Raw genomic sequence first — 22,951 nt, 5'->3', positions numbered from 1 at the left:
CGATAGGCAATGATTGCTGTGATTAGACTTAACTTTGCCGCATGACTTCAGGCGGCATTCCGAAACCAGAAACCAGCCCGGCAACCCGCGTTGTGCCCAGCCAGGGATAACGCGTCGGTCTTGAACCAAGTGCCGGGTCCAGATCAGGATAGCTTGATGCATCTTTCTCGATTCCCGCGCGTTTTTCTTGCCCATCTGCCCACACCGCTCGAACGGATGGATCGCCTGTCCGAGGCGCTGGGTATTGATTTGTGGATCAAGCGAGACGACTGCACAGGTATGTCGACGGGGGGCAACAAGACCCGCAAGCTGGAGTTCCTGTTCGGAGAAGCACAGGCTCAGGGCGCGGACATGGTGATGACCCAAGGTGCGACCCAATCGAACCACGCCCGACAAACCGCCGCTTTCGCCGCACGGCTAGGCCTGAAGTGCCACATCCTTCTGGAAGACCGAACAAGCTATAACAACTCCAATTACAACAACAACGGCAACGTCCTTCTGGACCACCTGCATGGTGCAACCACCGAGAAATTTCCCGGTGGCCACGACATGCCTGCCGAGATGGAGCGGGCAGCCGAGAAAAAGCGCGCAGAAGGCCACAATGTCTATGTGATCCCCGGCGGAGGATCGAACCCGACAGGTGCGCTTGGTTATGTGAATTGCGCTTTGGAGTTGGTGAGCCAGGCAAACAATGCCGACCTAAAGATCGACCGCGTGGTGCATGCCACAGGCTCGTCGGGGACTCAGGCCGGGCTGGTTACAGGGCTTTGCGCCATGAACACAGGAATTCCGGTGCTGGGCATCGGCACCCGCGCACCGCAACCAAAGCAAGAGCAGATGGTCTATGATCTGGCCTGTAAAACCGCCGAGAAACTCGGTTGCCCGGGCGTGGTGGAGCGCGAAGATGTGATGGCTAACACCGATTATGTCGGCGACGGCTATGGCCTGCCAACAGAAAGCGGGATTGAAGCCATCCGCATGTTCGCCGAGCTTGAAGGGATTCTGCTCGACCCAGTTTATTCCGCAAAAGGAGCCGCAGGTTTGATTGATCTGGCGCGCAAAGGCACATTCAAGGATGAGCGGGTCGTGTTCCTGCATACTGGTGGCTCGGTCGGTCTGTTCGGCTATGATTTCGCCTTCGATCACGCTGATCGCTGGGTCAATCTGTAAAGCAGTAGCGAGAGCAAACAGCAGGTCTTTGCATGAAACCGCGCGTAACCGGCATATTGGGCGGGATGGGCCCTGAGGCGACGATCCTGTTGCAGCAGCGCGTTCTCGCCACTGTTCAGGCGAAAGACGACGCTGATCACTTGCCGTTGCTGATCGACATGAATCCACAGGTGCCTTCCCGCATCGCACATTTGATCGAAGGTACTGGGGCTGATCCGGGGCCGGTTCTGGCCGAAATGGCCCGTGGGCTTGAACAATCTGGGGCAACTGCTCTGGCCATGCCCTGCAACACGGCTCATCACTATGCGGAGCAAATCGAAGAGGCCGTCGCGATCCCATTTCTGAATATGGTCGACCTGTCCGTAGAACAAGCGGCACTACACTTGCCTGCCGGCAGTCGGGTCGGAATCCTGGCGTCACCAGCGCTGCGCAGGGTGGGCATATTCAACTCTTCACTTAATCACGCGGGGTTTGAGCCGGTGTGGCCCGAGGATGAAGACCGAATGCTCGGCACGATCCGGCATATCAAGGCGCAGGGGCCGACCGGCACAGCGCTTCGCACAATTTCTGACGCAGCAAAAGCGCTATCGGCGCAGGGTGCCAAGCTTTTGTTTGTGGCCTGTTCCGAGTTCTCTCTGCTAACCCGCGACTTGCCCCAAACCGTTCCAATCATCGACACGGTTGACGTTCTGGCTGACGCCATCCACACACATTCTCTGACGCGTTGAGGTTACCCATGGCCGTCACATATCTGAAAACCGCCCTGCCCCGCCCCGATGCCGAGAATTCGGACATCCGCGATATCGTCGCGATCATGCTGTCCAATATCGAGCGTGAGGGCGAAGATGCCGTTCGACGCTATGCCGGAAAGCTCGATGGCTGGAACGGAGACTTCGTTCTGTCTGATGAAGAACGCCAGGCCGCCTGTGCGCGCGTGCCTAAACAAGTCAAAGACGATATTCGCTTTGCCCATGCAAACATCCGACGCTTTGCCGAAGCGCAGATGACAACAATCAGCGAGTGCGAAATCGAGGTAATACCGGGGCTGCTTGCAGGACAAAAGCAGATCCCCGTCTCCAGCGCTGGGTGTTATGTTCCCGGCGGTCGATATAGCCACATCGCAAGTGCGTTGATGACGATCACAACGGCGAAAGTGGCCGGTGTGCCCCATATCACTGCGGTTTCACCCCCGCGTCCCAGCACAGGCATCCCTGATGCAATCATCTATGCGATGGACCTAAGTGGCGCGGACCTGATCCTGAACCTGGGAGGCGTACAAGGGATTGCCGCGATGGCCCACGGTATGTTCGGTGCGCGCCCTGCCGACATTCTTGTGGGCCCCGGAAACTCCTACGTCGCTGAAGCCAAACGTATGCTGTTCGGCAAGGTCGGCATTGATATGTTTGCCGGCCCCACGGATTCGCTTGTCATTGCAGATCATACCGCTTCGATCGAAACCGTCGCCTGGGATCTGGTTAGCCAGGCTGAGCACGGCGTTGATAGCCCGGTCTGGTTGGTCAGCACCGACAAAACGCTCGCCCAAGGTGTCATTGCGCGGGCTGATGCGCTGATCAATATGCTCCCCGAGCCGAACGCCACAGCGGCACGCACAGCATGGCGCGACCGGGCCGAGGTCATCCTCTGCGATACGCGCGAAGAGGCCGCAAAAGTGGCCGATGACTACGCGCCCGAGCATCTGCAGGTGATCGCTGAAGACTTGGATTGGTGGCTAAATCGGCTGTCAGCCTACGGGTCACTGTTTCTGGGTGCCGAGACAACGGTTCCATTCGGTGACAAGACCTCTGGGCCAAATCATGTCTTGCCAACAAGCGGGGCGGCCCGATATACCGGCGGATTGTCCGTGCACAAGTTCACCAAAACGGTGACATGGCAGCGCTGCACCCCACAAGCTTCGTATGAGCTTGCAGAACGCACCGCCAGGATTAGCCGCATGGAAGGCATGGAAGGCCACGCGCGTGCGGCAGAGATGCGGTTGTCCAAAGTGTGCTAATCTTGGACAACAGTTGAAAAAAGCTGGTTTCACCGCATAACGAATGGATCGGGGATCGGGTCGTCGCTGGTACGAAGCCAGACCGACTTGACCCGCGTGTAATCTAGCGCCGCCTGTAAACCCCCCTCGCGCCCGTGTCCAGATAGTCCATGGCCGCCGAACGGAGCAATCGGACTGACCGCCCGATAGGTGTTAACCCATACGATCCCTGCCCGCAGGTTCCGGATCATGCGATGGGCACGGGTCAGGTCTTTGGTAAAGACACCAGACGCCAGTCCAAATGCAGTGTCATTGGCGATCTGAACCGCCTGCGCTTCAGTTTTGAAACTGGCAACCGAAAGGATCGGGCCAAAGGCTTCACGCGTCAGGCAAGGCGCATCTGGCGCATCCGTGCAATCGATGATGGTTGGTGGGAAATAATTCCCGTCGCGGCCCAAAGGCTGTCCGCCGATTATCACGTTGGCTCCCGCAGCGATAGATTCTGCAACCAGTTCCGTGGCCGTCGCCAACTGGGCTTGGGTACACAGCGGTCCGACCTCTGTCTGGGGGTCGTCAGGCGCACCGATCACGATCTCACCCGCTTTTTCCGTAAGCCGGGTCAGAAACTCGTTCTTGATCTTGTCGGCGATCACCAGCCGCGATCCAGCGACGCAGCTTTGACCGGTCGCGGCGAAGATTCCCGATATCTGAGCGTTCACGGCACTTTCGATATGGGCATCTTCGAAAACAATGAACGGGGATTTTCCACCCAGTTCCAGCGACGTCGACGCAAGGTTTTCCGCCGAGTTGCGCACGATGTGCCGCGCCGTATCCGGACCGCCGGTGAAGGCGACATGATCGACATCCGGATGGCTGGTCAGAACAGCTCCGCATTCCGGCCCAAAGCCGGTGATGACATTCAAAACTCCAGGTGGAAAGCCTGCCTGATCGAAGATACGCGCAAACTCCAACATCGGGGCCGGGCCGTCTTCCGAGGCTTTCAGGACAACCGTACAGCCCGCGGCCAACGCGGGTCCAATCTTGACGGCAGACAGGAACAGTTGCGAATTCCATGGCACCACTGCGGCCACCACGCCGACCGGTTCGCGGCGCAGCCAAACTTCCATATCCGGCTTGTCGATCGGCAAGTATGCCCCTTCGATCTTGTCCGCCAGCCCTGCATAATAGCGATAATAATCCGCAACATACGCGATCTGAGCGGATGTTTCGCGTATGATTTTGCCGGTATCGCGCGTTTCAAGTTCGGCTAGGGTCTGAGCGTTCTCGGCCACCAGATCGGCCAGCCGATACAGCAGCTTGCCACGCGCCGTCGCCGTCATATTCGCCCATTCGGGCGCGGTCAGTGCCGAACGTGCGGCGTTGACCGCGGCATTCACATCGTCGGTTCTTGCTTCGGGCATCTTCGCCCATGCGGTACCCGTCGCTGGATCGATGCTGTCGAACTGAGCAGCCCCATCCGAAAACGCGCCGCCGATATAGTGCTGAAACTGCCGCATAGTCTCTCCTCAGGCGAAGGCGGGCATGACGTCCGCAATGAAACGCTCAAGCGAGGCTTTCTTGCGCTCAAAGCTCATCCCGCTGTCGATCCAGAAAGAATATTCGTCATATCCAAGATTGCGATAGCCCTTGATGCGTTCGATTGCTTTGTCAGGCGTGGCGATTACGTTATCCCGGATCATCGCCTCGGGCGAATAGAAGGGGTGGTTGGCGATGTCTTCATCGCTCAGCGTCTGGATCAGACCCTGCGACACAGGGCGCTCGTTTTTAAACCACGCACCGAAATAGCAATAAAAGCGGTTGATCTCTTCGGCCGCACGGTGGGCATCTGCTTCATCCGCGGCAATATAAGTATGGTTCAGCAGCATGATTTCAGGGCGTGGAACGTTCGGGAATTTGGCGCAGGCGGCGTTGAACGTATCCATCAACCGAGTGATCTCTTCATCACCCTGCCACAGTGGAGTGACCTGTACATGGCAACCGTTCGAGACCGCAAACTCATGACTGTTGGGATCGCGCGCAGCGACCCAGATTGGGGGCCCGTTTTGTTGTAGGGGCTTGGGCGAAGATGTGGTGGCCGGAAACGAATGAAATTCCCCCTCGAGCGCATAGTTACCTTCCCAAAGGCCGCGCACCGCCGGAACAAGCTCGCGCATGCGCTGACCAGCCTCCCATGCATCCAGACCCGGCACCATCCGCTCGTATTCATAGCTGTACGCGCCGCGCGCGATGCCCAGATCCAGACGACCATTCGTGATCATGTCGGTCATCGCGGCCTCTCCGGCCAGCCGGATCGGGTGCCAGAATGGGGCGATAATGGTACCGGTTCCCAGCCGCACATTGGTTGTTTGGCGCGCCAGATCAATCAGGTTCAGAAACGGATTCGGCGAAATGGTGAAATCCATCCCGTGATGTTCGCCCGTCCAGACCGCATGCATGCCACCCGCGTCAGCAATCTTGGCCAGGGCGACAAAGCTCTCATACAGTTCCTGCTGGTCCTGATCGGGTGAGGTGCGCTCCATGTGAACGAAAAGCGAAAACCGCATGTCAGTGACCTCCTCGTGTGACGGGGCGAACTTCGCCGCTGTTTTTGTCGCCGTAATAAATGCCGAAATCTCCCAACCGGTTTTCCTCGGACAATCGTTCAAGCATGGTTCGGGTCGCTTTGTCGGATACTGCGCAAAAGGATGTTACGTCGAGCGGGACAAATGTGCCGCTCGTGGGCTCACCATCGGCGGCTTGACACAGGAACGCGATGTGTTGACGCCTTTTCTCTGCATCCTCGTAGACCGAATAAACAAAGCCGGGTTCTGCGGTCAGACCGGTGGACTCGATCAGCTTGCTCAACGCCGCTGATACGCCCTCTGATCCGACCTTTGCATCGGGCAATGCAAACGCACCTTCACCGACATCGATCAGCAGCACCTCGCCGGCGCGCTCGATCAATGCTGAGACGATCAGGCCGGTATCCTGTGTCAAGGCACCTGCGGCCGTTGCTGGTGTCAGATAAGCCCCGCGGACGTATCCAAGGCCAGGCGATGGAGTGTTGTCAAAGGCTTTGACCTCGCCGATCAGGATCACGTGATCTCCGGCCTCAACCGTTTTGTGCATGGCACAGTCGAACCAGGCCGACGAGCCGTCGATCAGTGGTGACCCTGCCGGCCCTTGTCGCCATTTGACGCTTGCAAACCGGTCTTCGACAGGCCGGGCGAATGTATTGGACACTTCGATCTGAGTTTCTGAGAGGATATTTACGGCAAACCCGTCGGCGGCAATCAGTGCATCATAGTTCTTTGAACTGTTGGCGAGGCAAACCAGAACAAGCGGCGGGTCAAGCGAAACAGAACTGAAAGAATTCGCGGTAAATCCGATCGGATGACCTTGGGCATCATGCGACGTCACCACCGTTACACCTGTCATGAACACACCGAATGCATTGCGCAACGCGCGGGGATCAATTGAGCTCATTGCGCGATCCTTTCTTCGGCTAGCTGGCCGAGCCATTCAACCAGATGCGCCGTTACCAGTTCGGGTGCGGTCAGGTTCACCATATGCCGATGGCCCTGGACCACAACAGCCCGACCATTCTGAACGACAGCGGCCATTGCTTCTGACATCGCTGGGGTGGAATTCGGATCTCCATCACCGGTAAATGCAAGAAACGGACACGAAATCCGGTTCATCTTGCTGGCGTAAGTCGCATCGCCTTGCGCAAAAGCAGTATAGGCGATGGCATAGCCTTCGTGATCTACCGCACTAAGCCATTCCGCAACCTGCGCGCGGGCGGCGCGTTCGCGTGGGGCGTCTCCAAACCAGCGTGATAAAGGTGTTTCCAGATCGATCTGACCCGCGCAGATATCGGTGGCGCGTTTGACAACTGCTGCGCGCGCGGAGGCATCGCGGCAATAAACGCCATTCAACAGGGCGACGCGGGTGGTTTCACTTGGGAATTCCACCGCAAAACCTGCAGCAATCAACGACCCCATCGAATGACCGATGAGCGCGACGGGACCCAGGTTCAGGGCGTGGACCACATCATGCAGCCAGTCGACAAAGTCCGGCAGTTGGCTCCCGGATGGCAGGGGGTCGCTCCCTCCATGTCCTGGCAAGTCAACTGCGATCACATGGTAATGTCTGCTCAATGCATAGAACTGAGGCCCCCAAGCCGCGGATTGCAATCCAACGCCATGGATCATTAGAACAGGAGGCCCGTTGCCCGCTTCTCGGAACGCAACTGTTTGGCCGGACTTAGACAGCCGCAGGGTTCTCAACGTCATGGCCCAATTCCTTGATGTCTTGATAGCGATCCCCGATCCGATGGTGGGGGCGCCCGCCGATCGATGCGCCCAGAGCAATCAGGATCTCATCCGCCGCAGGTGCATCCGCAACCGAGGTTTGGATCGTAAGGTAGTGAGAGCGACGCCCACCATCATGCTTATCCATTAGCGGGATCAGCAGCGGTGCATTGGCCGGGCCGCGCGTATTGCAGAATGAAAGGTAGGACTTAGCACCCACTGCTTTTCGATAGTGATTCCCGAAATGCAGCGTATGGATCAAGGCCGATGCATGCTCGACCTCGCCGTTCAGGCCAACAATCGCGGATTTGCCATAGGCCTCTACCCTGTCACCGCCACCTGCCGCATCAAGTATCATCCCGGTCAGCAACTCGCCCAGACCGGGTGCGCAATCTCGGATTGCTGGGCCGAGATCTTCGACAAACCCCTGAGCAGCCCACGGGTTCCGAAGGACCGCCATTGCAGCAATCAGTTTCAGCGGTGTGTCCGCAACCTTGCCACCCTCGATCAGAGTGTCTTCGACATACAAAAGCGTTTTTCGAATTTCGGCGGGCATTGCGATTCCTTTGGAGAACTTTCAATCAAGAATATGGTATACCATCATACCATAAGTCAATCATACTTGTTCCCAACCAATGCTGGAGATATGAAAGCGTTGATGACAAACACTGACCCCGCCCTGCAAAGGATTGAAAAAGCCCCGCAAACCTTGCGGGATATTGTGCAGGCACGCCTGCGCGAAGCGATCATTGCCGGGCATTTTGCCCCGGGCGAGCGGCTGGTCGAACGCCCGCTTTGCGATCAACTGGGCGTCAGCCGCACCGTCATACGTGAGACAATACGGTTTCTGGAAGCCGAAGGGTTGGTTGAGATTATCCCTAATCGTGGGCCGATCGTCGCGACACTTAGTTGGGATCAAGCGCGGCAAATCTACGAGATACGCCTACAATTAGAGGGCTCAGCCGCCGCGTCCTGTGCACAAACGTACGAAAAAGGGTTCGAAAAAGATCTGGGTCGGGCGCTTAAGGCAGTGGGCGCTGCACAAAACGATACTGAATGGTCGAACCTGCTGCAGGCCACAACCCGTTTCTATGAATTGATTTTTCAACAGGCTGGGCACAGCATCGCCTGGGATATCGTGCAACGCCTGAACGGCCGGATCAGCCGCCTGCGCGCGTTGACTCTTGCTGCCCAAAATCGAGAGCGCTCGGGGATGAGCCACATGACCGCCATCCATGATGCCATCCTCAGCGGTGATCCGACCAATGCGCGGCAAGCGGTAGAGAGCCATATCGCAGACGCAGCACAAACCGCGCGCGGCTTTTTGGAGAACTCTGAGGCCTGAATAGTCGGCGATTGGTTGAGAATTCCGAGTTTCTATTATCAAAGTTCTCAACATTTACGTAAGTTGACGGGAAACGCCCCTGATACTGAGAAAGAACTTATATGCCGCGTCACCCTGCTCCGAAGGACCTCAGCCTCAAATGGCTGGAGCTGTTTCAGATATGCGCGCAGAAAGGATCGCTACAAGCGGCCTCAAAAGAAACCGGTCTGACGATTAGCACCGTGTCGCATCACCTGCGCAATCTCGAAGATCATCTGGGCGTTGAGTTGTTCAATCACACGCGCAGGCCAATGGTTCCAACCCCGAAAGGCAGGGCCTTCCTGCGCAATATTGATGATGCACTGCACCTGATCCGAAAAGCCAAGGCCGAGGCATCCGCTGGCAGCATAACCGAGGCCAGTTACCTGCGTTTTGGTACGATCGAGGATTTCGACAGCGACATCATTCCCGAGCTTGCGGTCTATCTGTTCGCAAGCATGCCTGCCTGCGATTTCATGTTCCACACGGATTCCAGCCACGCAATCATCGACATGCTGCGTGACCGGCAGTTGGATTTGGGAATTTCCACCACGCCCAGTGAACGCATGCGTGACCTGCAAGATCGTCCCTTGCTGCGCGATCCGTTCGTCATCGCATTGCCCAAGGTGAGCGACGAGTCGCTGGCAGATATTGTAGAGGGGCGAACCAAGCTGCCCTTCTTGCGATACTCAAGCAACTTGTACATCGCGCGCCAGATCGAATCGCAACTGCGCCGGATGGGGATTTCAGCCTCTCAAAGATTCGAATGCAGCAATAACCAGACGATGATGTCGATGGTGTCTGCCGGGGCAGGATGGACCATCACAACTCCGCTGCTGTACTCTCGGGCAAAACGTTTTCAATCAAAGCTGCGCGTGCATCCGTTTCCGGGTAAAAGCTTTGCTCGTACTCTGGCGTTGGTCGCGACGCCGGATTGTTCAAGGTCGGTGATCGAGCTTGTTGATACCAAAACCCGATCTCTGATCAGTGACCGTATCATCGCCCCGCTGCACGCTGATATTCCGTGGCTTGCGGACAGTTTCAAGTTGGTCGAGTAGCAATCGGTCAGCTTTCAAAGAATGTTGAAGCGATCCCGGATTTGTCGGTCCTGTTCATCGGTTAAATACGCAGGCGTATGCGTTTGCAAAATTTCTTGGGCCCGATGGCGTGCGCGGGTCCAGGCATCCTGCCCACCGTTTTCTGCCCAGGTTCGGGGCTCATCCCTGTCCGCAAGCGAAGGATAGAAGTAATCCCGCTCCATGGCAGCAAAGGTATGCTGACCGCCCAGAAAATGCCCTTCGCCCAGCACCGCTTCGCAGATCGCATCAAAGCCCAGATTGTCGTCTGTCACTTCAATGCCTCGCAACGCGCGGTAGGTATGAGAGTGCATCTCATCATCCAAAACAAATGCCTCGAAACTTGCCCCCAGCAATGATGCTGTCATGCCTGAGCTTTCGTAGATCAAATTGCCACCTGCCAGCGCTGCCGCCATTGAGGTCAGGCCCTTTTCCATCCCGTATTGTGCGTCGATGGCTTTGGCGTCACTCATGGAACACGCCACACCCGAGGGCAGCCCAAGCCAGTTGGACAACTGGGCGGATGCAGCGTTCAGCACCGCAGTCTCTCCGCTGCCGCCCGAGAATGCGCCGGTTCGAAGGTCAATGACCAAAGGCCAGTTGGAAAAGACCATTGGAAACCCGGGCTGAATTGCGTGGACCATCACCAGACTGGCCAATGTTTCGGCCAAAGACTGTGCCAAGAAACCCGCCAATGTCGCAGGGGCAGTCGCGCCAGCCTGCGCGGCGGTGATACAAGAGATCGGGATATTATGTTCGATGCAGGCATAGACCACATCCACCGCATCCTCGCCATATCGCATCGGAGAGATCACGGGGCTGATATGTGTCTTCATGAAGGGGCGCCTTGCGAATTCACCGGGTCCTCCGGCGGCGATGTCAAGCATATCGACAATCGGCGCAACATGCTCAGCTATTGTGAACGACGTTGCCGTGGGTTTAGTGGTGTTTTTCAACAGCGCATAAACGGTGTTCACATCCAGATCGATCGGTTCTTCTAGGTCCGTTGCTACACAACAGCGAGTGAACCAGCTGACATTTTGCAATACGTCTTGAAGACGGGTGAAATCATGCAGGTCTTGCAAGGTAGAGGGCCGATAGAGGCCACTTTGCAGATCAAGCGTTTGAACCGCCGCCCCTCCGGTTCCGAAATAGACACGGTTGCCACCAACTTCGATAGATCGGGCTGGATCTCGCCCATGCAGAACGAATGTTTTAGCGGCCTGATCAATGGCCTGCTCAACAAGCTGAGGCGGGAATACCATCCTTCTTTCCCTACTCTCCTGCGCCCCAACCGCCAGCAGATCGTCGCGCAGGCGATCCGGCACCTCGCCGATCCCGAGCTTCTCAAGCAGGTCCAGCGCTGTGCCGTAAATACGCTCAAGCTCAAATTCTGTCAGCGGCTTGTAGGTGCCACCGGGCTGACCGGGTGGGCAAGGGTCAAGCGCGGGCTTCTTGGCCCGCTGTGCAATGCGCACCTTTCGACCGGATCGTTTCGCCTGCGGCGCCGCCATTTGTGATCCTCCAACCGTATCTGGCTTGCCAATACAATCGAACGCCCAATGAGGGTTTCAATCGCAATCGATTTAATACGAGATATTGAGTTTTTATTTTTGATAAGTTGCCACTAATGCATCGCCCCTTGTGGTCGGCTGCGTGGAGCAGGCTAATCCCATGCAAACGAGCCGGAGGATTCTTCATGAAATCGCGCACCAAGGTTGTCGTCATTGGCGGCGGTATCGCCGGTTGTTCGACATTGTACCATCTGACCCGAGAAGGATGGAGCGATGTGGTACTGGTCGAGCGCAATGAGTTGACCAGCGGTACAACCTGGCATTCGGCTGCGCAGGTTACCAATTTCGGCATGAACCAGACCATGGTCGGGCTAAAGACCCACTCGATCAACCTGTACAAGGAACTGGCTGAAGATCCGGATTATCCGATCAACTACCACCACGGAGATGGAGGAATCCGACTTGCCAATACGCCTGAGCAGATGCAGGGGTATCACCACTTTGCCTCAATGGCGCGCGGCATGGATGTGCATTTTGAAGTTATCGATGCCGAAGAATGCGCGCGCCGACACCCGCTGATTTCGACGGAAAACTTGCTGGGTGGGCTCTGGGACCCATTGGATGGCGACATCGATCCGGCTCAGCTGTGTCAGGCATTGGCGCGGCGTGCACGAAAGGCCGGGGCGGAAGTTTATCGCAATACTCCGGTTACAGCGCTGACCCAGCTTAAAGACGACACATGGACGGTGCACACGGAACATGGCGACATCGACTGCGATATCGTAGTCAATGCCTGTGGCTATCGGGTCAACGAGGTGGGCGCGATGATGGGGGTGCATCATCCTGTTGCCTCGATGGAGCATCAATATTTCCTGACCGAAGAGATTGCCGCGATCCGAGACGCCGGACACCGCATGCCCCTGCTGCGCTGCCCGATCAGTGACTATTACTGCCGACAGGAAAAGAACGGGTTGCTGGTCGGATTCTACGAACAGGATTGCAAAACCTGGGGCATGGACGGGATTGACCCGAACTTTGTCAATGCGCTCTGCCCTGATGATCTGGACCGGGTGACGGACGTGCTGGAAGGCGCATTTGCCCGTATGCCCGCGCTAATGGAGGTCGGCATCCACACCGTCGTTAACGGGCCGATTACTTACACAATTGACGGCGCACCTTTGGTCGGGCCGATCCCTGGCAAACGCAACGCCTTCTGTATCATCGGCCTGCGCGCGGGTCTGGGCGAAGGCGGTGGCCATGGCTGGTTGCTGGCACAGCAGATTGTTCACGGCGAAGCCTGCTATGACACCTGGTGCCTTGATCCGCGCCGGTTCACGGGCCACACCAATGTGGAACTGACCGCACTGAAAGCCATCGAAGATTATCAGAACGAGTTCCGGTTCCATTTTCCACACGAACACCGGCCCGCTGGTCGGCCTGCAAAAACCACTCCGTTAACCCCGATACTCGCCGCCGAAGGGGCCGAGTTCACTGTGGTCAACGGTTGGGAACGGGTCGACTACATCAAACCCGCGCCGGACTTTCATCCATCCTTAAGCTTCGATTTTGATGAAACCTTTGATGTCGTAGCGGCAGAGATCGGAAGCCTGCAAAGCAACGTCGGTCTGGCCGAGGTCAACGGCTTCAATCGGTTGGAAATTACGGGAGCCGACCGGCACGCATTTCTGGATCGGATGATGTGCGGCGCAGTGACGAAGCGCGACGGGCGGGTTGGCCTTGGTTATCTTCTAAACCACCACGGCATGATCAAAGCTGAGGCCACAATCGCCAACCTGCCCGCAAGCGATCGCGGCCCGGCGCGGGTCTGGTACGGCTCGGCAGCAGCCAGTGAGTATCACGACATGGACTGGTTACAGGCGCATCTGCGCGAAGGCGAAGATGTGCAAATCCGGTCGCTCACCAATGATCAGACCATATTGATTCTGGCCGGGCCCAAATCCCGCGACGTGCTGTCAGCCTGCACCCGAGGAGATTGGTCGCGAGACGCCTTCCCATGGCTCTCAGTGCGCGAGTGCTTTGTCGGTTTCGCACCGGCAACTGTTCTCAACATCAGCTTTTCGGGAGAGTTGGCTTTTGAGATCCACGTCCCAAATGCTTCGCTCTATTCCGCCTATCTTGCGTTGCGAAAGGCGGGTGAAGCTTATGGCATGAAGCTATTCGGTGCTCGTGCCGTGGACTCCATGCGAATGGAAAAGGGCTTCCTGCATTGGAAGGCAGACCTGCTCACTGAATTTGATCCGTTTGAAACGGGTTTGGATCGGTTCGTGAAACTGGAAAAGGGCAATTTCGTGGGCCGGGACGCATTGATGAAACGCCAAGAAAACGGTCCGCAAAAGAAATTGGTGAGCCTGAAGGTCGACACGGCCAAAGCGCCTGCACATGGGGGTGCTTCGTTGATGTTGGGGGGCAATGTCGTTGGTACAATTACGTCGGGCGATTGGGGCCATCGGACCGGAACGAACCTCGCCTATGGGTTTGTGGACCCGGACGTTTCGCAGCTTGGGAGCAAGATGCAGCTTGATTTGTGTGGTGAGTTGGTCAGCGTCGAAGTGATCGCACCGTCACCTTATGATCCAGATCTCTCGCGCGTGCGCAGCTAACTTCGGTTGCGAAACGCTGTCGGAGGTTGCCCGAACTGCGCCCGAAACGCCCGCGTCATGGCGCTTGGGTTTTCGTACCCGCAGCGGCTGGCGATCTCGGCGACGGATTGTTGTGTTTCGACGGCCAACTTACGCGCAAGGTTCAGACGCAATCGACGATAGAGCGATTGCGGTGTTACGCCCAACTCGGCCAGCACGCGAATTTCAACTGTCTTTTGCGAACAGCCCAGCTGTCGCGCGATGTCCTTGATCAAAAGGGGGGCGTCCAAAGTGTTCTGCATCAGGGCCAGTACCCGGTTCACCAACCTGTCTTCGGATTTAATCTGCGGCGAAGCAGAGTTTGGCTCACCACGGTTCATCAGAAGATGGGCGACCTCCATCGACAGCAATGGCCCATGATCCCCGAGGATCAGCGCGGCGGCCAAATCATATGCCGCCATCGCGCCCGAGCACGTGATGCGCTTACGATCGATCACGAAGCGTTCTTGAACCACCTCGACATCTGGAAATGCCTCTTCGAACCGCGAAAGTTCATCCCAGTGAATGGTTGCGCGATACCCCTCGAGCAGGCCAGCATCCGCAAGCAACCAGCTTCCGGTATCCAGACCAGCCAGTCGGGAATGTCGGGTAGCGACCCGACGCAAAGCACGCAGCGTATCAGAGACGGAATGCTCCAGAAATCCGTACGACGGCATGACGATCAGTGCATCACCCGCCGCATCCCTCATCGCACCCTGAGGCGCTACTTGCAGCCCACTGGAGCTTTGAACAGGCGCGCCATCCGGCGAATAGAACTGCCAGGCATATAGATACTGACCCGCCAAAGTATTCGCCGCGCGCAGTGGCTCGACCATGTTGGCAAGGCACAGGTTCGAGAACCCGTCGAACAGCAAGAAGTTATATGTCTGAGTCAATTTATTCTAATCCTGCACGATAATTCACGAATACCGCATGCCAGATGCGCGAACAATGCGGTTTCATTCCCATACAAACATCTAGGGAAACCTCGCTATGCAATTTGGCTTATCTGAAGAGCAGGACATGATCGTCTCGACCGTGCGCAGCTTTGTCGAGAATGAAATCTATCCGCACGAGACCGAGGTTGAACGGACCGGTCAGGTGCCGAATGAACTAGGCGAAGAGATCAAGCGGAAATGTATCGATCTGGGATTTTATGCCTGCAACTTCCCTGAAGAGGTCGGCGGTGCGGGTCTGTCCCACCTCGACTTCACTCTGGTTGAGCGTGAGCTTGGTCGCGGTTCCATGGCTTTGACCCATTTCTTCGGTCGCCCACAGAATATCCTGATGGCCTGCAACGACGAACAGCGCGAACGCTATCTGTTACCGGCCGTGCGCGGCGAGAAGATGGACGCACTTGCAATGACCGAACCGGATGCTGGCTCGGACGTGCGGGGAATGAAATGTCAGGCCGTAAAGGATGGCGTAGACTGGATCGTCAACGGATCAAAGCACTTCATTTCAGGCGCAGAGCACGCAGATTTCTTCATTGTGTTCATCGCGACCGGAGTGGACGAGACCCCGAAAGGCCCAAAGAAACGCATCACCACATTCCTTGTAGATCGCGGCACGCCGGGCTTTGAAGTGCGCGAGGGGTATAATTCAGTCAGCCACAAAGGATACAAGAATTATATTCTGTACTTCGACAATTGCCGCCTGCCAGACGCGCAGGTTTTGGGCGAGGTCGACGGCGGTTTCGCAGTAATGAACGAATGGCTTTATGCGACACGCCTAACAGTTGCCGCCTTCTCGGTCGGACGGGCGCGGCGCTGTTTTGACTATGCGCTGAACTATGCGGCTGAGCGTAAGCAGTTCGGCCAGCCGATTGGCAAGTTTCAGGGCGTCAGCTTTCAAATCGCGGACATGATCACCGAAATTGACGCCGCCGACTGGCTGACGCTCTCAGCCGCGTGGCGTCTGGATCAGAACCTGCCATCGAACCGCGAAATTGCTTCGGCCAAACTCTACGCCTCTGAAATGCTGGCGCGGGTAACGGACACGACGTTGCAGATATATGGCGGTATGGGTCTGATGGATGACTTCCCGATCGAGCGGTTCTGGCGCGATGCACGGGTTGAGCGCATCTGGGATGGCACCAGCGAAATCCAACGTCACATCATAAGCCGCGATCTGCTGCGGCCACTGGGTGCCTGAGGCGTCAATGAGCAAAGACATCTCTCGCCTTCTGCGACCAAGCTCCATCGCCGTGATCGGCGGTGGCACATGGTGCCAACAGATTGTTTTGCAATCTGAACGTATGGGCTATGCGGGGAAGATTTGGCCCGTCCATCCTAAAGCGAATGAAATCGCCGGTCACAAAGCCTATGCACGGTTAGAAGACCTTCCTTCGGCTCCGGACGCGGCCTTTGTTGGCATCAACCGCCACGCGACGCTTGAGGCGGTTCGGGTTCTGTCGGGCATGGGCAGCGGCGGGGCAGTTTGCTTTGCCTCAGGCTTTTCGGAAGCTGTGGCCGAGGACGAGACGGGTGGAGACCTGCAATCCGAACTGATCAAGTCGGCAGGAAGCATGCCCATTCTTGGGCCGAACTGCTATGGCTTTATCAATGCGCTGGACGGTGCGCTGTTGTGGCCCGACCAGCATGGGGCGTCGCGAGTGGATCGCGGCGTTGCCATTCTGACCCAAAGCTCGAACATCTCAATCAACCTGACGATGCAGCGACGTGCTCTGCCGATTGCCTATATGGTGGCCTGTGGGAACATGGCGCAGACCAGCCAGTCCGAGATTGCGATGGCGTTGATCGATGACCCGCGGGTCACGGCGGTTGGTCTGCATATCGAAGGGTTCAAGGATATCCGCGAATGGGAAGCACTCGCCGCCAAGGCCTATGAAAAAGGTGTTCCCCTGATCGCGCTCAAGGTTGGTGCGTCCGAACAGGCGCAGGCGGCAACGATTTCGCATACAGCGTCGCTGGCAGGCAGCGATGCAGGTGCGCAAGCGTTGTTAGATCGCCTCGGCATCCCGCGCCTGTCTTCCCTGCCTGAGTTTCTGGAAACACTGAAGCTGCTGCATTGTTGTGGGCCACTGTCAGGCACCAAGATTGCTTCGATCAGCTGTTCGGGTGGTGAAGCCAGTCTAATCGCAGATATGGCAGTGGGTACCGGGCTTACATTTCCGAAGCTGACCAAAGACAAACAAACCCAACTGAGGGACGCGCTTGGTCCGATGGTGGCGTTGAACAACCCGTTGGACTATCACACTTATATCTGGCGCGATGAAGATGCGATGGCGAAAGCCTGGGCCGGGATGACCGGAGACGACATCGATCTGACCATTTCGATCGTGGATTACCCAACCACCGATTCAACGGATTGGGCTTGTGCGACGCGCGCAGCCCTAATGGTGCGAGAAAAGACAGATGCGCGCTTTGCCGTGGCCTCTACCCTGCCCGAGTTGCTGCCCGACGATGTCGCGCAAACTTTGATGGCGGGTGGAGTAGTACCGTTTATGGGCCTGCGCGAAGCACTTGCCGCCATACGTGCGGCGGCTCAGATCGCGCCGCCAGCAAGGGACCAACTTTGCTTGCCAGGCGAGCAAGAAGCCAACCGCACTTTGACCGAAGCGGAGGCCAAACAAGCGCTGGTTGGATATGGGTTGCGTGTACCTCGGAACCGTTCGATCCATTGCGCAGAAGATGCGATTCAGGCCGCCCATGAGATGGAGGCCCCATTCGCCGTCAAAGGCGTTGGTCTTGCGCACAAGTCTGAGCATGCCGCAGTGAGATTGGGTGTGCAGTCCTCTGATGTGGCGAAAGTTGCGGCAGAGATTGGAACCGACGAGATTCTCATCGAAGAGATGGTCAACGATCCCGTGGCCGAATTGCTGGTCGGTGTTGTGCGCGATCCCGCCCATGGGTTTGTTCTGACCCTCGGCGCGGGTGGCGTCCTGACCGAGATATTGCGTGATACCGCGTCGCTGCTGATCCCGGCGACCTCGGACGACATTCGCGAGGCGCTTGGCGCGCTGAAAATCGCACCTCTTCTATCTGGCTATCGTGGTCAGCCAGCGGCTGATCTGGATGAAATTATCAATGCTGTTCTGGCCGTTCAGAGCTATGTCGTGCAACATGCCGATACGCTCGGAGAGGTCGAAATCAATCCGCTTCTCTGCACGCCGAGCAAGGCGGTTGCAGTGGACGCCCTTATCAGAAAGGCCTGACATATGGACCCGATCAAGACCCGCCGCGACGGTGCAATCCTTGAGGTGACACTGGACCGGCCCAAGGCCAACGCGATCGATCTGGCAACCAGCCGCATTATGGGGCAAGTGTTTGCCGAGTTTCGCGATGACCCCGAGCTGCGCGTTGCCATTCTGACCGGCGCGGGCGAGAAGTTCTTTTGCCCCGGCTGGGATCTGAAGGCCGCCGCCGATGGTGACGCGGTTGACGGGGACTATGGCGTTGGTGGATTCGGTGGTCTGCAAGAGCTGCGTGATCTGAACAAGCCGGTGATCGCCGCGATCAACGGGATCGCCTGCGGCGGCGGGCTGGAGCTTGCGATCTCAGCCGATATGATCCTGGCCGCCGAACATGCAACCTTTGCCCTGCCTGAAATCCGGTCTGGCACTGTTGCGGATGCGGCAAGCGTCAAGCTGCCCAAGCGCATCCCTTATCACATTGCCATGGAGCTTTTGTTGACCGGGCGCTGGTTCGATGCCGAAGAGGGCCACCGCTGGGGTTTAGTCAATGAAATCCTGCCCGCCGACCAATTGATGGACCGCGCTTGGGAACTGGCGAGATTGCTCGCATCTGGCCCGCCGCTTGTTTATGCAGCAATCAAAGAGGTTGTGCGTGATGCCGAAGACAGCAAGTTCCAGGACGCAATGAATCGTATAACCAATCGAAAGCTGCGCACGGTTGATGTTCTCTATTCCAGCGAGGATCAGTTGGAAGGGGCAAAGGCCTTCGCCGAAAAACGCGAACCGGTCTGGAAGGGAAAATAGGGATCGATACAACAGCGCCCATCACATTGGCGCAGATTGGCACCAATGTAATGAGGCAATTTTACTCAGAACCTGCTTTCCTTAATCCGCGATTCAGGCCACAGCTAAGTTTATACATATGATGTAGCTTCAAAGCGGCCCTATGCAGGACAAGAAATCAGAACCAGAGCTTGAGATCGGGCGCACCTTGCAGCGATTACGGCAAGAGCGGAACCTCACTGTCACCGAGCTTGCCGCCCAGGCAAAAGTGTCTGCCCCCATGATCAGCCGGATCGAAAACGGTCACGTGTCGCCTTCACTCGGCACTTTGCACGCTTTGTCAGATGCGCTTTCAGTCTCATTGATGGCGTTGTTCAGCCATACAGACACGGCAGCAGATGTGCATCATGTGCAGTCAGGCACAGGCCTGCCCTCGCGTCGGATTACACAAGATCACGCCCATGACTATTCTCTCTTGGGTAAGCACAGCGGGCCTAGCGGGTCGTTTCAATCCGCTCGAATCCGCATATCAAAACAAGACCAAAATACGCTGCCGAACTATCAGCACGAAGGTTACGTCTTTATCTATATGATCGAGGGGAATGCGACGTATGGCTGTGGGACCGAAGAGTTTCCGATTTCGGCAGGTGACACACTTAGCTTTGATGCAAAGCTTCCACACGGGGTGCGTGAAATTCTATCGGATGAAATAGAGTTTATCACCGTATCGACGCGCCCACATTGAAGCGGCGTGGGTGTAACGATTTTGCTCATCTCTGTGCTGCCAACCCTGCGGTTACTAAAACAACTTGCGAAAGATGCTCGGTAATGGAAATACCTTGGACATGAAGATTACCTTCCGACAGGTCGATGCTTTCCGAACCGTCGTGTCCACCGGGACAGTGACGGAAGCCGCGACCATGCTGGGCATTTCGCAGCCAGCGGTTAGCCGACTGTTGTCCGATCTAGAAGCCGAAGTTGGATTTGCCTTATTCCAACGCTCTGGCCGGGTGCTTGTTCCAACGGACGAGGCGCGCCTTCTGGTTGAAGAAGTGCGCCAGGCAGTCAGCGGCATGGAGCATATCAAGCAAGCGGCACAGGCGATTGGTAATTTTGGCCATGCGCGGCTCAGTTTGGTGACCACACCAGCCTTTGCTTCGGAACTGGCCCCGGATCTGATCCGCGCCTTTGCCTCTGCCTGTCCAGAAGCCATGGCCCGGCTCGAATTTGAGGCCAACGATGATTCCGTCGAATGGCTGGTGTCGCAGAACTATGACTTTGGGATTACATCCAGCATTCCATCAAACCCCTCCTTCGACAGTTTGATGCTAGCGGATGATGATGTGCACTGTGTTCTGCCAGAAGGGCATCGGCTGACTGACAAAGCAGTTATTCAAGCGCGTGATCTGGCCGATGAAAGCTTTGTCTCTTACATGGGTTCGTCGCGTTTCCGGTTTGAAGTTGACCGTTTTTTCGAGGCCAAGTCCATATCGCGCAGCATGAAATATGAGACGCGCACAACCGACGGTGTATGCCGGTTGGTTGCGCGTGGGCTTGGCGTTTCGATTGTTGGTATGTCAAAAGGGCATTCGGGAATGATCCCGGGGTGTATCACCCGCCCATTTGCAGCGCCGTTGAACTTTCAAACGGTACTTTTCTGGTCAAAGAACAGGCCCCTTTCGACGGTCGCGCAGATCTTTCTAAACCTTGCAAAAGAAACGCTCAGCTCTGATTGAGCGCAGTTCGAAACGTCTGCCGGGCCTCCGCGCTATGAATATAGCCATAATCACGCGGATAAGTTTTTCCCGCCCGAACCTCCATTGAGATAAATTGCGGACCAGGCGTAGCCAATATGTGAGGCAACGCATCTGTGAACAGGTCCAACTCGCTGAAACCTTGCGATCCGACATACCCGGCTGACCGGGCGAAGCCGACAAAATCAACTCGGTCGGCACCGGGCAGTGGGTGTGAGCCATTTACCTCATACACACGGTTCGTCGCCACAAAATGATACAGATTGGCGGGGCTGGCGGCGGCAATCGTAACCAGTGAACCCAGATTCATCAGCAGGCTGCCATCCCCATCTAGCACGATCACCTTCCGATCCGGATTGGCCAGAGCCAAACCCAGCCCATGCGAACTCGCCTGCCCCATCGCCCCAACAGCCACATAATTCAGGTCACGTGGATTCAGGTGCAGCCAGTCAAAACAGCTTTGATATACGGCGACCACGATATCACGTTCGCGGACATGTGGAACCAACGCGCTCAGCGCGGTGTCGCGATCTATGATCATTGAACCTCCGGAGTGCGGCCAATCAGAAAGATATGAGGGTGTGACCCGGCATAGGCCGCCGCGACTGCCTGAGGAATATGTTCAATATCTTCAGGCTCTTCGATCAGCGAATGCGATATCGCCATCGCATCCAGCACAGGACGGATGATCCGCACTCCATAAGACGCGGATTGATCAGGATGGACATCAGGTTCCTTTCCCTGCAACCCAACCATCATCACGACAGGCAGTTCATAGTCCATACCAATTGCACGGATGGCATTCAGTGAATCCATCAGTCCTGTCTGCTGCATCATCAGCAAGGCACGGGTTCCGTTATAGGACATCGCCGCACAGATGCTGACACCTTCATCCTCTTTGCAGATACGCGTCAGTCGAAATTCGGGGTCATTTGAGATCGGCCAGAGCAACCCGTCGCTGGTCACTATGTCAGGCAGCGCAACAATCTCTCGGATACCCGAGGCTTTGATCCGCGCGATGATTTCCACACCTGACGGATGAGCGATGGCGGCTGCATCACTTGCCGGATGGATCGCCGCGCCCATTATTCTGCGCCCTCCAGAAACTCGGCAATGCCATCCCTTACCGCAATTAGCTCGTGAGGTTGGCCAATAGTGATACGGATATAGTCCTTGTAGGCAGGTGATGCGAAGCGGCGCACGGCGATGCCCTTTAGGCGCAGGAACCGTTCAACCGCTTCGGCTGACTTTTCTGGATCAGGAAAATGAACCAGCAGAAAGTTTGTTTGACTGGGCACAATCGGCAAACCTAAGGCCTGCAATTCTGAAATAATCCAATTACGTCCCCTACGATTGGCCTCGTACACAAATTGCGTGTGCGCCCGGTCATCAAGAGCTGCGATGGCTGCGGCTGCAGAAGATGATGCAACCGGAAAGGTCAGAGCAATCCGGCGGGCTGTATCAACAACGTCTGACGGTCCGAATAACCATCCGACCCGTGCGCCAGCTAGGCCATAGATTTTTGAGAACGTTCGGCACATGACAACGTTGCAGGCGTCTTCCACCAGCCTGTGTGCAGGTTCGTAATCTTCAGCATCAACATATTCTTCATACGCCGCATCGATCACCAGCAATACGTTGTCTGGCAGCGCGGCGTGTAATCGTCGCACTTCGGCCCCGCTAAGGTAGGTCCCAGCCGGGTTTTCGGGATTGGCCAGATACACGATACGCGTCTTATCCGTCAGCGCCGCAATCATCCGATCAACTGAAGGCTTGAACATATCATCCGGTACCGAGATCACATTGGCATCGTTGGCATACGCATAGTTTGGCACTTTCAGATAGCCATTTGCGCTGCGGATCAGCTCGGTCCCCGGGCCCAGATAAGCCCGTGCTAGGCGTGCCAATAAGTCATCCGACCCCTGCCCGGTTGTAATCAACGAAGGATCAAGGCCGAAATGCGCACCGATGGCAGGTGCAAGAATTCTGTCTGGGTTCTCGAGATATCTTTCAATATCGCTCATCGCCGCCCGCGCTGCCGCCCGCGCAGTAGGGCTCGGACCAAAGGCGCTTTCGTTCGAGTTCAGAAGGATGGACGCAGGTGTACACCCCTCGATGGCCGAGCCTTTCATATGCGGCGCAATACTACCTATTCCTACTTTCGCTCGGGCTACAACCATTGGATACCCCCAG

General features: G+C 56.6%; 21 protein-coding genes. 11 read left to right on the top strand and 10 right to left on the bottom strand.

Annotation, left to right across the window (positions count from 1 at the left end; genetic code table 11):
• The first annotated feature begins 156 nt into the window (after positions 1-156).
• The 3 genes from cuyA to hisD are packed head-to-tail and all read left to right on the top strand — an operon-like array spanning position 157 to position 3,181.
• On the top strand, positions 157-1,170 hold the full coding sequence (gene cuyA / locus ACR0NN_RS06255) for a D-cysteate sulfo-lyase (protein WP_170723292.1): 1,014 nt from the start codon (positions 157-159) through the stop codon (positions 1,168-1,170).
• A gap of 32 nt (positions 1,171-1,202) precedes the next feature.
• On the top strand, positions 1,203-1,898 hold the full coding sequence (gene cuyB / locus ACR0NN_RS06250) for a cysteate racemase (RefSeq protein WP_170723291.1): 696 nt from the start codon (positions 1,203-1,205) through the stop codon (positions 1,896-1,898).
• Positions 1,899-1,906: 8 nt separating this feature from the next.
• Positions 1,907-3,181, top strand: coding sequence for a histidinol dehydrogenase (hisD, locus tag ACR0NN_RS06245; RefSeq protein ID WP_170723290.1), 1,275 nt, complete (start codon positions 1,907-1,909; stop codon positions 3,179-3,181).
• A 29-nt stretch (positions 3,182-3,210) separates the two neighbouring features.
• On the opposite strand, the gene ACR0NN_RS06240 is transcribed toward hisD, so the two are convergent.
• Genes ACR0NN_RS06240 through ACR0NN_RS06220 form a run of 5 tightly spaced genes read right to left on the bottom strand, consistent with a single transcriptional unit; the run spans position 3,211 to position 8,029 of the window.
• Positions 3,211-4,677, bottom strand: a complete 1,467-nt coding sequence (locus ACR0NN_RS06240; protein ID WP_170723289.1) for an aldehyde dehydrogenase — start codon at positions 4,675-4,677, stop codon at positions 3,211-3,213.
• 9 nt (positions 4,678-4,686) lie between these two features.
• The gene (locus ACR0NN_RS06235; RefSeq protein WP_170723288.1) at positions 4,687-5,724 is read right to left on the bottom strand and encodes an LLM class flavin-dependent oxidoreductase; all 1,038 of its coding nucleotides are present in this window, start codon (positions 5,722-5,724) and stop codon (positions 4,687-4,689) included.
• A 1-nt stretch (position 5,725) separates the two neighbouring features.
• On the bottom strand, positions 5,726-6,646 hold the full coding sequence (locus ACR0NN_RS06230; RefSeq protein ID WP_170723287.1) for a flavin reductase: 921 nt from the start codon (positions 6,644-6,646) through the stop codon (positions 5,726-5,728).
• A complete protein-coding gene (locus tag ACR0NN_RS06225; RefSeq protein ID WP_170723286.1) occupies positions 6,643-7,455 on the bottom strand; it encodes an alpha/beta fold hydrolase in 813 nt (270 codons plus the stop codon). Before ACR0NN_RS06225 ends, ACR0NN_RS06230 begins: the two co-directional genes overlap by 4 nt.
• Positions 7,427-8,029 (bottom strand): amino acid synthesis family protein, encoded by a 603-nt coding sequence (locus tag ACR0NN_RS06220; protein WP_170723285.1) that lies wholly within the window; start codon positions 8,027-8,029, stop codon positions 7,427-7,429. Before ACR0NN_RS06220 ends, ACR0NN_RS06225 begins: the two co-directional genes overlap by 29 nt.
• Positions 8,030-8,131: 102 nt before the next feature.
• Between ACR0NN_RS06220 and ACR0NN_RS06215 the strand changes: the two genes are divergently transcribed.
• Both ACR0NN_RS06215 and ACR0NN_RS06210 read left to right on the top strand, forming a co-directional pair.
• Positions 8,132-8,818, top strand: coding sequence for a GntR family transcriptional regulator (locus ACR0NN_RS06215; protein ID WP_480684127.1), 687 nt, complete (start codon positions 8,132-8,134; stop codon positions 8,816-8,818).
• A 101-nt stretch (positions 8,819-8,919) separates the two neighbouring features.
• Positions 8,920-9,894, top strand: a complete 975-nt coding sequence (locus ACR0NN_RS06210) for a LysR family transcriptional regulator (protein ID WP_170723283.1) — start codon at positions 8,920-8,922, stop codon at positions 9,892-9,894.
• Positions 9,895-9,908: 14 nt separating this feature from the next.
• Here ACR0NN_RS06210 and ACR0NN_RS06205 read toward each other — a convergent pair whose 3' ends face one another.
• Positions 9,909-11,426, bottom strand: a complete 1,518-nt coding sequence (locus ACR0NN_RS06205; RefSeq protein WP_480684125.1) for a trimethylamine methyltransferase family protein — start codon at positions 11,424-11,426, stop codon at positions 9,909-9,911.
• A 185-nt stretch (positions 11,427-11,611) separates the two neighbouring features.
• On the opposite strand from ACR0NN_RS06205, the gene ACR0NN_RS06200 reads away from it, so the two are divergent.
• Complete coding sequence (locus ACR0NN_RS06200; RefSeq protein WP_170723281.1) at positions 11,612-14,047, top strand: GcvT family protein; 2,436 nt, start codon at positions 11,612-11,614, stop codon at positions 14,045-14,047.
• On the opposite strand, the gene ACR0NN_RS06195 is transcribed toward ACR0NN_RS06200, so the two are convergent.
• Positions 14,044-14,961 (bottom strand): GlxA family transcriptional regulator, encoded by a 918-nt coding sequence (locus tag ACR0NN_RS06195; protein WP_170723280.1) that lies wholly within the window; start codon positions 14,959-14,961, stop codon positions 14,044-14,046. The two genes, ACR0NN_RS06200 and ACR0NN_RS06195, sit on opposite strands and share 4 nt — an antisense overlap.
• Positions 14,962-15,058: 97 nt before the next feature.
• Here ACR0NN_RS06195 and ACR0NN_RS06190 point away from each other — a divergent pair, with 97 nt between their 5' ends.
• From ACR0NN_RS06190 to ACR0NN_RS06170, 5 genes are all read left to right on the top strand, one after another.
• A complete protein-coding gene (locus ACR0NN_RS06190) occupies positions 15,059-16,219 on the top strand; it encodes an acyl-CoA dehydrogenase family protein (RefSeq protein ID WP_170723279.1) in 1,161 nt (386 codons plus the stop codon).
• A 7-nt stretch (positions 16,220-16,226) separates the two neighbouring features.
• Positions 16,227-18,242, top strand: a complete 2,016-nt coding sequence (locus ACR0NN_RS06185) for an acetate--CoA ligase family protein (protein ID WP_170723278.1) — start codon at positions 16,227-16,229, stop codon at positions 18,240-18,242.
• Between the two features lie 3 nt (positions 18,243-18,245).
• Complete coding sequence (locus tag ACR0NN_RS06180) at positions 18,246-19,025, top strand: carnitinyl-CoA dehydratase (RefSeq protein ID WP_170685575.1); 780 nt, start codon at positions 18,246-18,248, stop codon at positions 19,023-19,025.
• A 142-nt stretch (positions 19,026-19,167) separates the two neighbouring features.
• Positions 19,168-19,749, top strand: a complete 582-nt coding sequence (locus tag ACR0NN_RS06175) for an XRE family transcriptional regulator (protein ID WP_170723277.1) — start codon at positions 19,168-19,170, stop codon at positions 19,747-19,749.
• Positions 19,750-19,849: 100 nt separating this feature from the next.
• Positions 19,850-20,740 (top strand): LysR substrate-binding domain-containing protein, encoded by an 891-nt coding sequence (locus tag ACR0NN_RS06170; RefSeq protein WP_170723276.1) that lies wholly within the window; start codon positions 19,850-19,852, stop codon positions 20,738-20,740.
• Here ACR0NN_RS06170 and ACR0NN_RS06165 read toward each other — a convergent pair.
• Genes ACR0NN_RS06165 through ACR0NN_RS06155 form a run of 3 tightly spaced genes read right to left on the bottom strand, consistent with a single transcriptional unit; the run spans position 20,727 to position 22,938 of the window.
• Positions 20,727-21,299 carry a thiamine pyrophosphate-dependent enzyme gene (locus tag ACR0NN_RS06165; RefSeq protein ID WP_170723275.1) on the bottom strand — a complete coding sequence of 191 codons (573 nt, stop codon included), beginning with the start codon at positions 21,297-21,299 and terminating at the stop codon, positions 20,727-20,729. The two genes, ACR0NN_RS06170 and ACR0NN_RS06165, sit on opposite strands and share 14 nt — an antisense overlap.
• Positions 21,296-21,844, bottom strand: a complete 549-nt coding sequence (locus tag ACR0NN_RS06160; RefSeq protein ID WP_170723274.1) for a decarboxylase — start codon at positions 21,842-21,844, stop codon at positions 21,296-21,298. Before ACR0NN_RS06160 ends, ACR0NN_RS06165 begins: the two co-directional genes overlap by 4 nt.
• Entirely contained in the window at positions 21,844-22,938 is a 1,095-nt protein-coding gene (locus ACR0NN_RS06155; RefSeq protein ID WP_170723273.1) for an aminotransferase class I/II-fold pyridoxal phosphate-dependent enzyme, read from the bottom strand. Before ACR0NN_RS06155 ends, ACR0NN_RS06160 begins: the two co-directional genes overlap by 1 nt.
• Positions 22,939-22,951: the final 13 nt, after the last annotated feature.

This window comes from Ruegeria sp. BA2, from assembly GCF_056539605.1.
The sequence above is the reverse complement of the archived record's forward strand: the minus strand, read 5'-3'. Positions and strand labels throughout refer to the sequence as shown.

Excerpts from the sequence above, each read along its gene's own strand:
- ACR0NN_RS06235 (WP_170723288.1), bottom strand. The coding sequence starts at position 5,724 with ATGCGGTTTTCGCTTTTCGTTCACATGGAGCGCACCTCACCCGATCAG.
- ACR0NN_RS06240 (WP_170723289.1), bottom strand. The coding sequence starts at position 4,677 with ATGCGGCAGTTTCAGCACTATATCGGCGGCGCGTTTTCGGATGGGGCT.
- hisD (WP_170723290.1), top strand. The coding sequence starts at position 1,907 with ATGGCCGTCACATATCTGAAAACCGCCCTGCCCCGCCCCGATGCCGAG.
- ACR0NN_RS06230 (WP_170723287.1), bottom strand. The coding sequence starts at position 6,646 with ATGAGCTCAATTGATCCCCGCGCGTTGCGCAATGCATTCGGTGTGTTC.
- ACR0NN_RS06180 (WP_170685575.1), top strand. The coding sequence starts at position 18,246 with ATGGACCCGATCAAGACCCGCCGCGACGGTGCAATCCTTGAGGTGACA.
- ACR0NN_RS06225 (WP_170723286.1), bottom strand. The coding sequence starts at position 7,455 with ATGACGTTGAGAACCCTGCGGCTGTCTAAGTCCGGCCAAACAGTTGCG.
- ACR0NN_RS06220 (WP_170723285.1), bottom strand. The coding sequence starts at position 8,029 with ATGCCCGCCGAAATTCGAAAAACGCTTTTGTATGTCGAAGACACTCTG.
- ACR0NN_RS06205 (WP_480684125.1), bottom strand. The coding sequence starts at position 11,426 with ATGGCGGCGCCGCAGGCGAAACGATCCGGTCGAAAGGTGCGCATTGCA.
- ACR0NN_RS06215 (WP_480684127.1), top strand. The coding sequence starts at position 8,132 with ATGACAAACACTGACCCCGCCCTGCAAAGGATTGAAAAAGCCCCGCAA.
- ACR0NN_RS06170 (WP_170723276.1), top strand. The coding sequence starts at position 19,850 with ATGAAGATTACCTTCCGACAGGTCGATGCTTTCCGAACCGTCGTGTCC.
- ACR0NN_RS06155 (WP_170723273.1), bottom strand. The coding sequence starts at position 22,938 with ATGGTTGTAGCCCGAGCGAAAGTAGGAATAGGTAGTATTGCGCCGCAT.
- cuyB (WP_170723291.1), top strand. The coding sequence starts at position 1,203 with ATGAAACCGCGCGTAACCGGCATATTGGGCGGGATGGGCCCTGAGGCG.
- ACR0NN_RS06160 (WP_170723274.1), bottom strand. The coding sequence starts at position 21,844 with ATGGGCGCGGCGATCCATCCGGCAAGTGATGCAGCCGCCATCGCTCAT.
- ACR0NN_RS06185 (WP_170723278.1), top strand. The coding sequence starts at position 16,227 with ATGAGCAAAGACATCTCTCGCCTTCTGCGACCAAGCTCCATCGCCGTG.
- ACR0NN_RS06200 (WP_170723281.1), top strand. The coding sequence starts at position 11,612 with ATGAAATCGCGCACCAAGGTTGTCGTCATTGGCGGCGGTATCGCCGGT.
- cuyA (WP_170723292.1), top strand. The coding sequence starts at position 157 with ATGCATCTTTCTCGATTCCCGCGCGTTTTTCTTGCCCATCTGCCCACA.
- ACR0NN_RS06210 (WP_170723283.1), top strand. The coding sequence starts at position 8,920 with ATGCCGCGTCACCCTGCTCCGAAGGACCTCAGCCTCAAATGGCTGGAG.
- ACR0NN_RS06190 (WP_170723279.1), top strand. The coding sequence starts at position 15,059 with ATGCAATTTGGCTTATCTGAAGAGCAGGACATGATCGTCTCGACCGTG.
- ACR0NN_RS06175 (WP_170723277.1), top strand. The coding sequence starts at position 19,168 with ATGCAGGACAAGAAATCAGAACCAGAGCTTGAGATCGGGCGCACCTTG.
- ACR0NN_RS06165 (WP_170723275.1), bottom strand. The coding sequence starts at position 21,299 with ATGATCATAGATCGCGACACCGCGCTGAGCGCGTTGGTTCCACATGTC.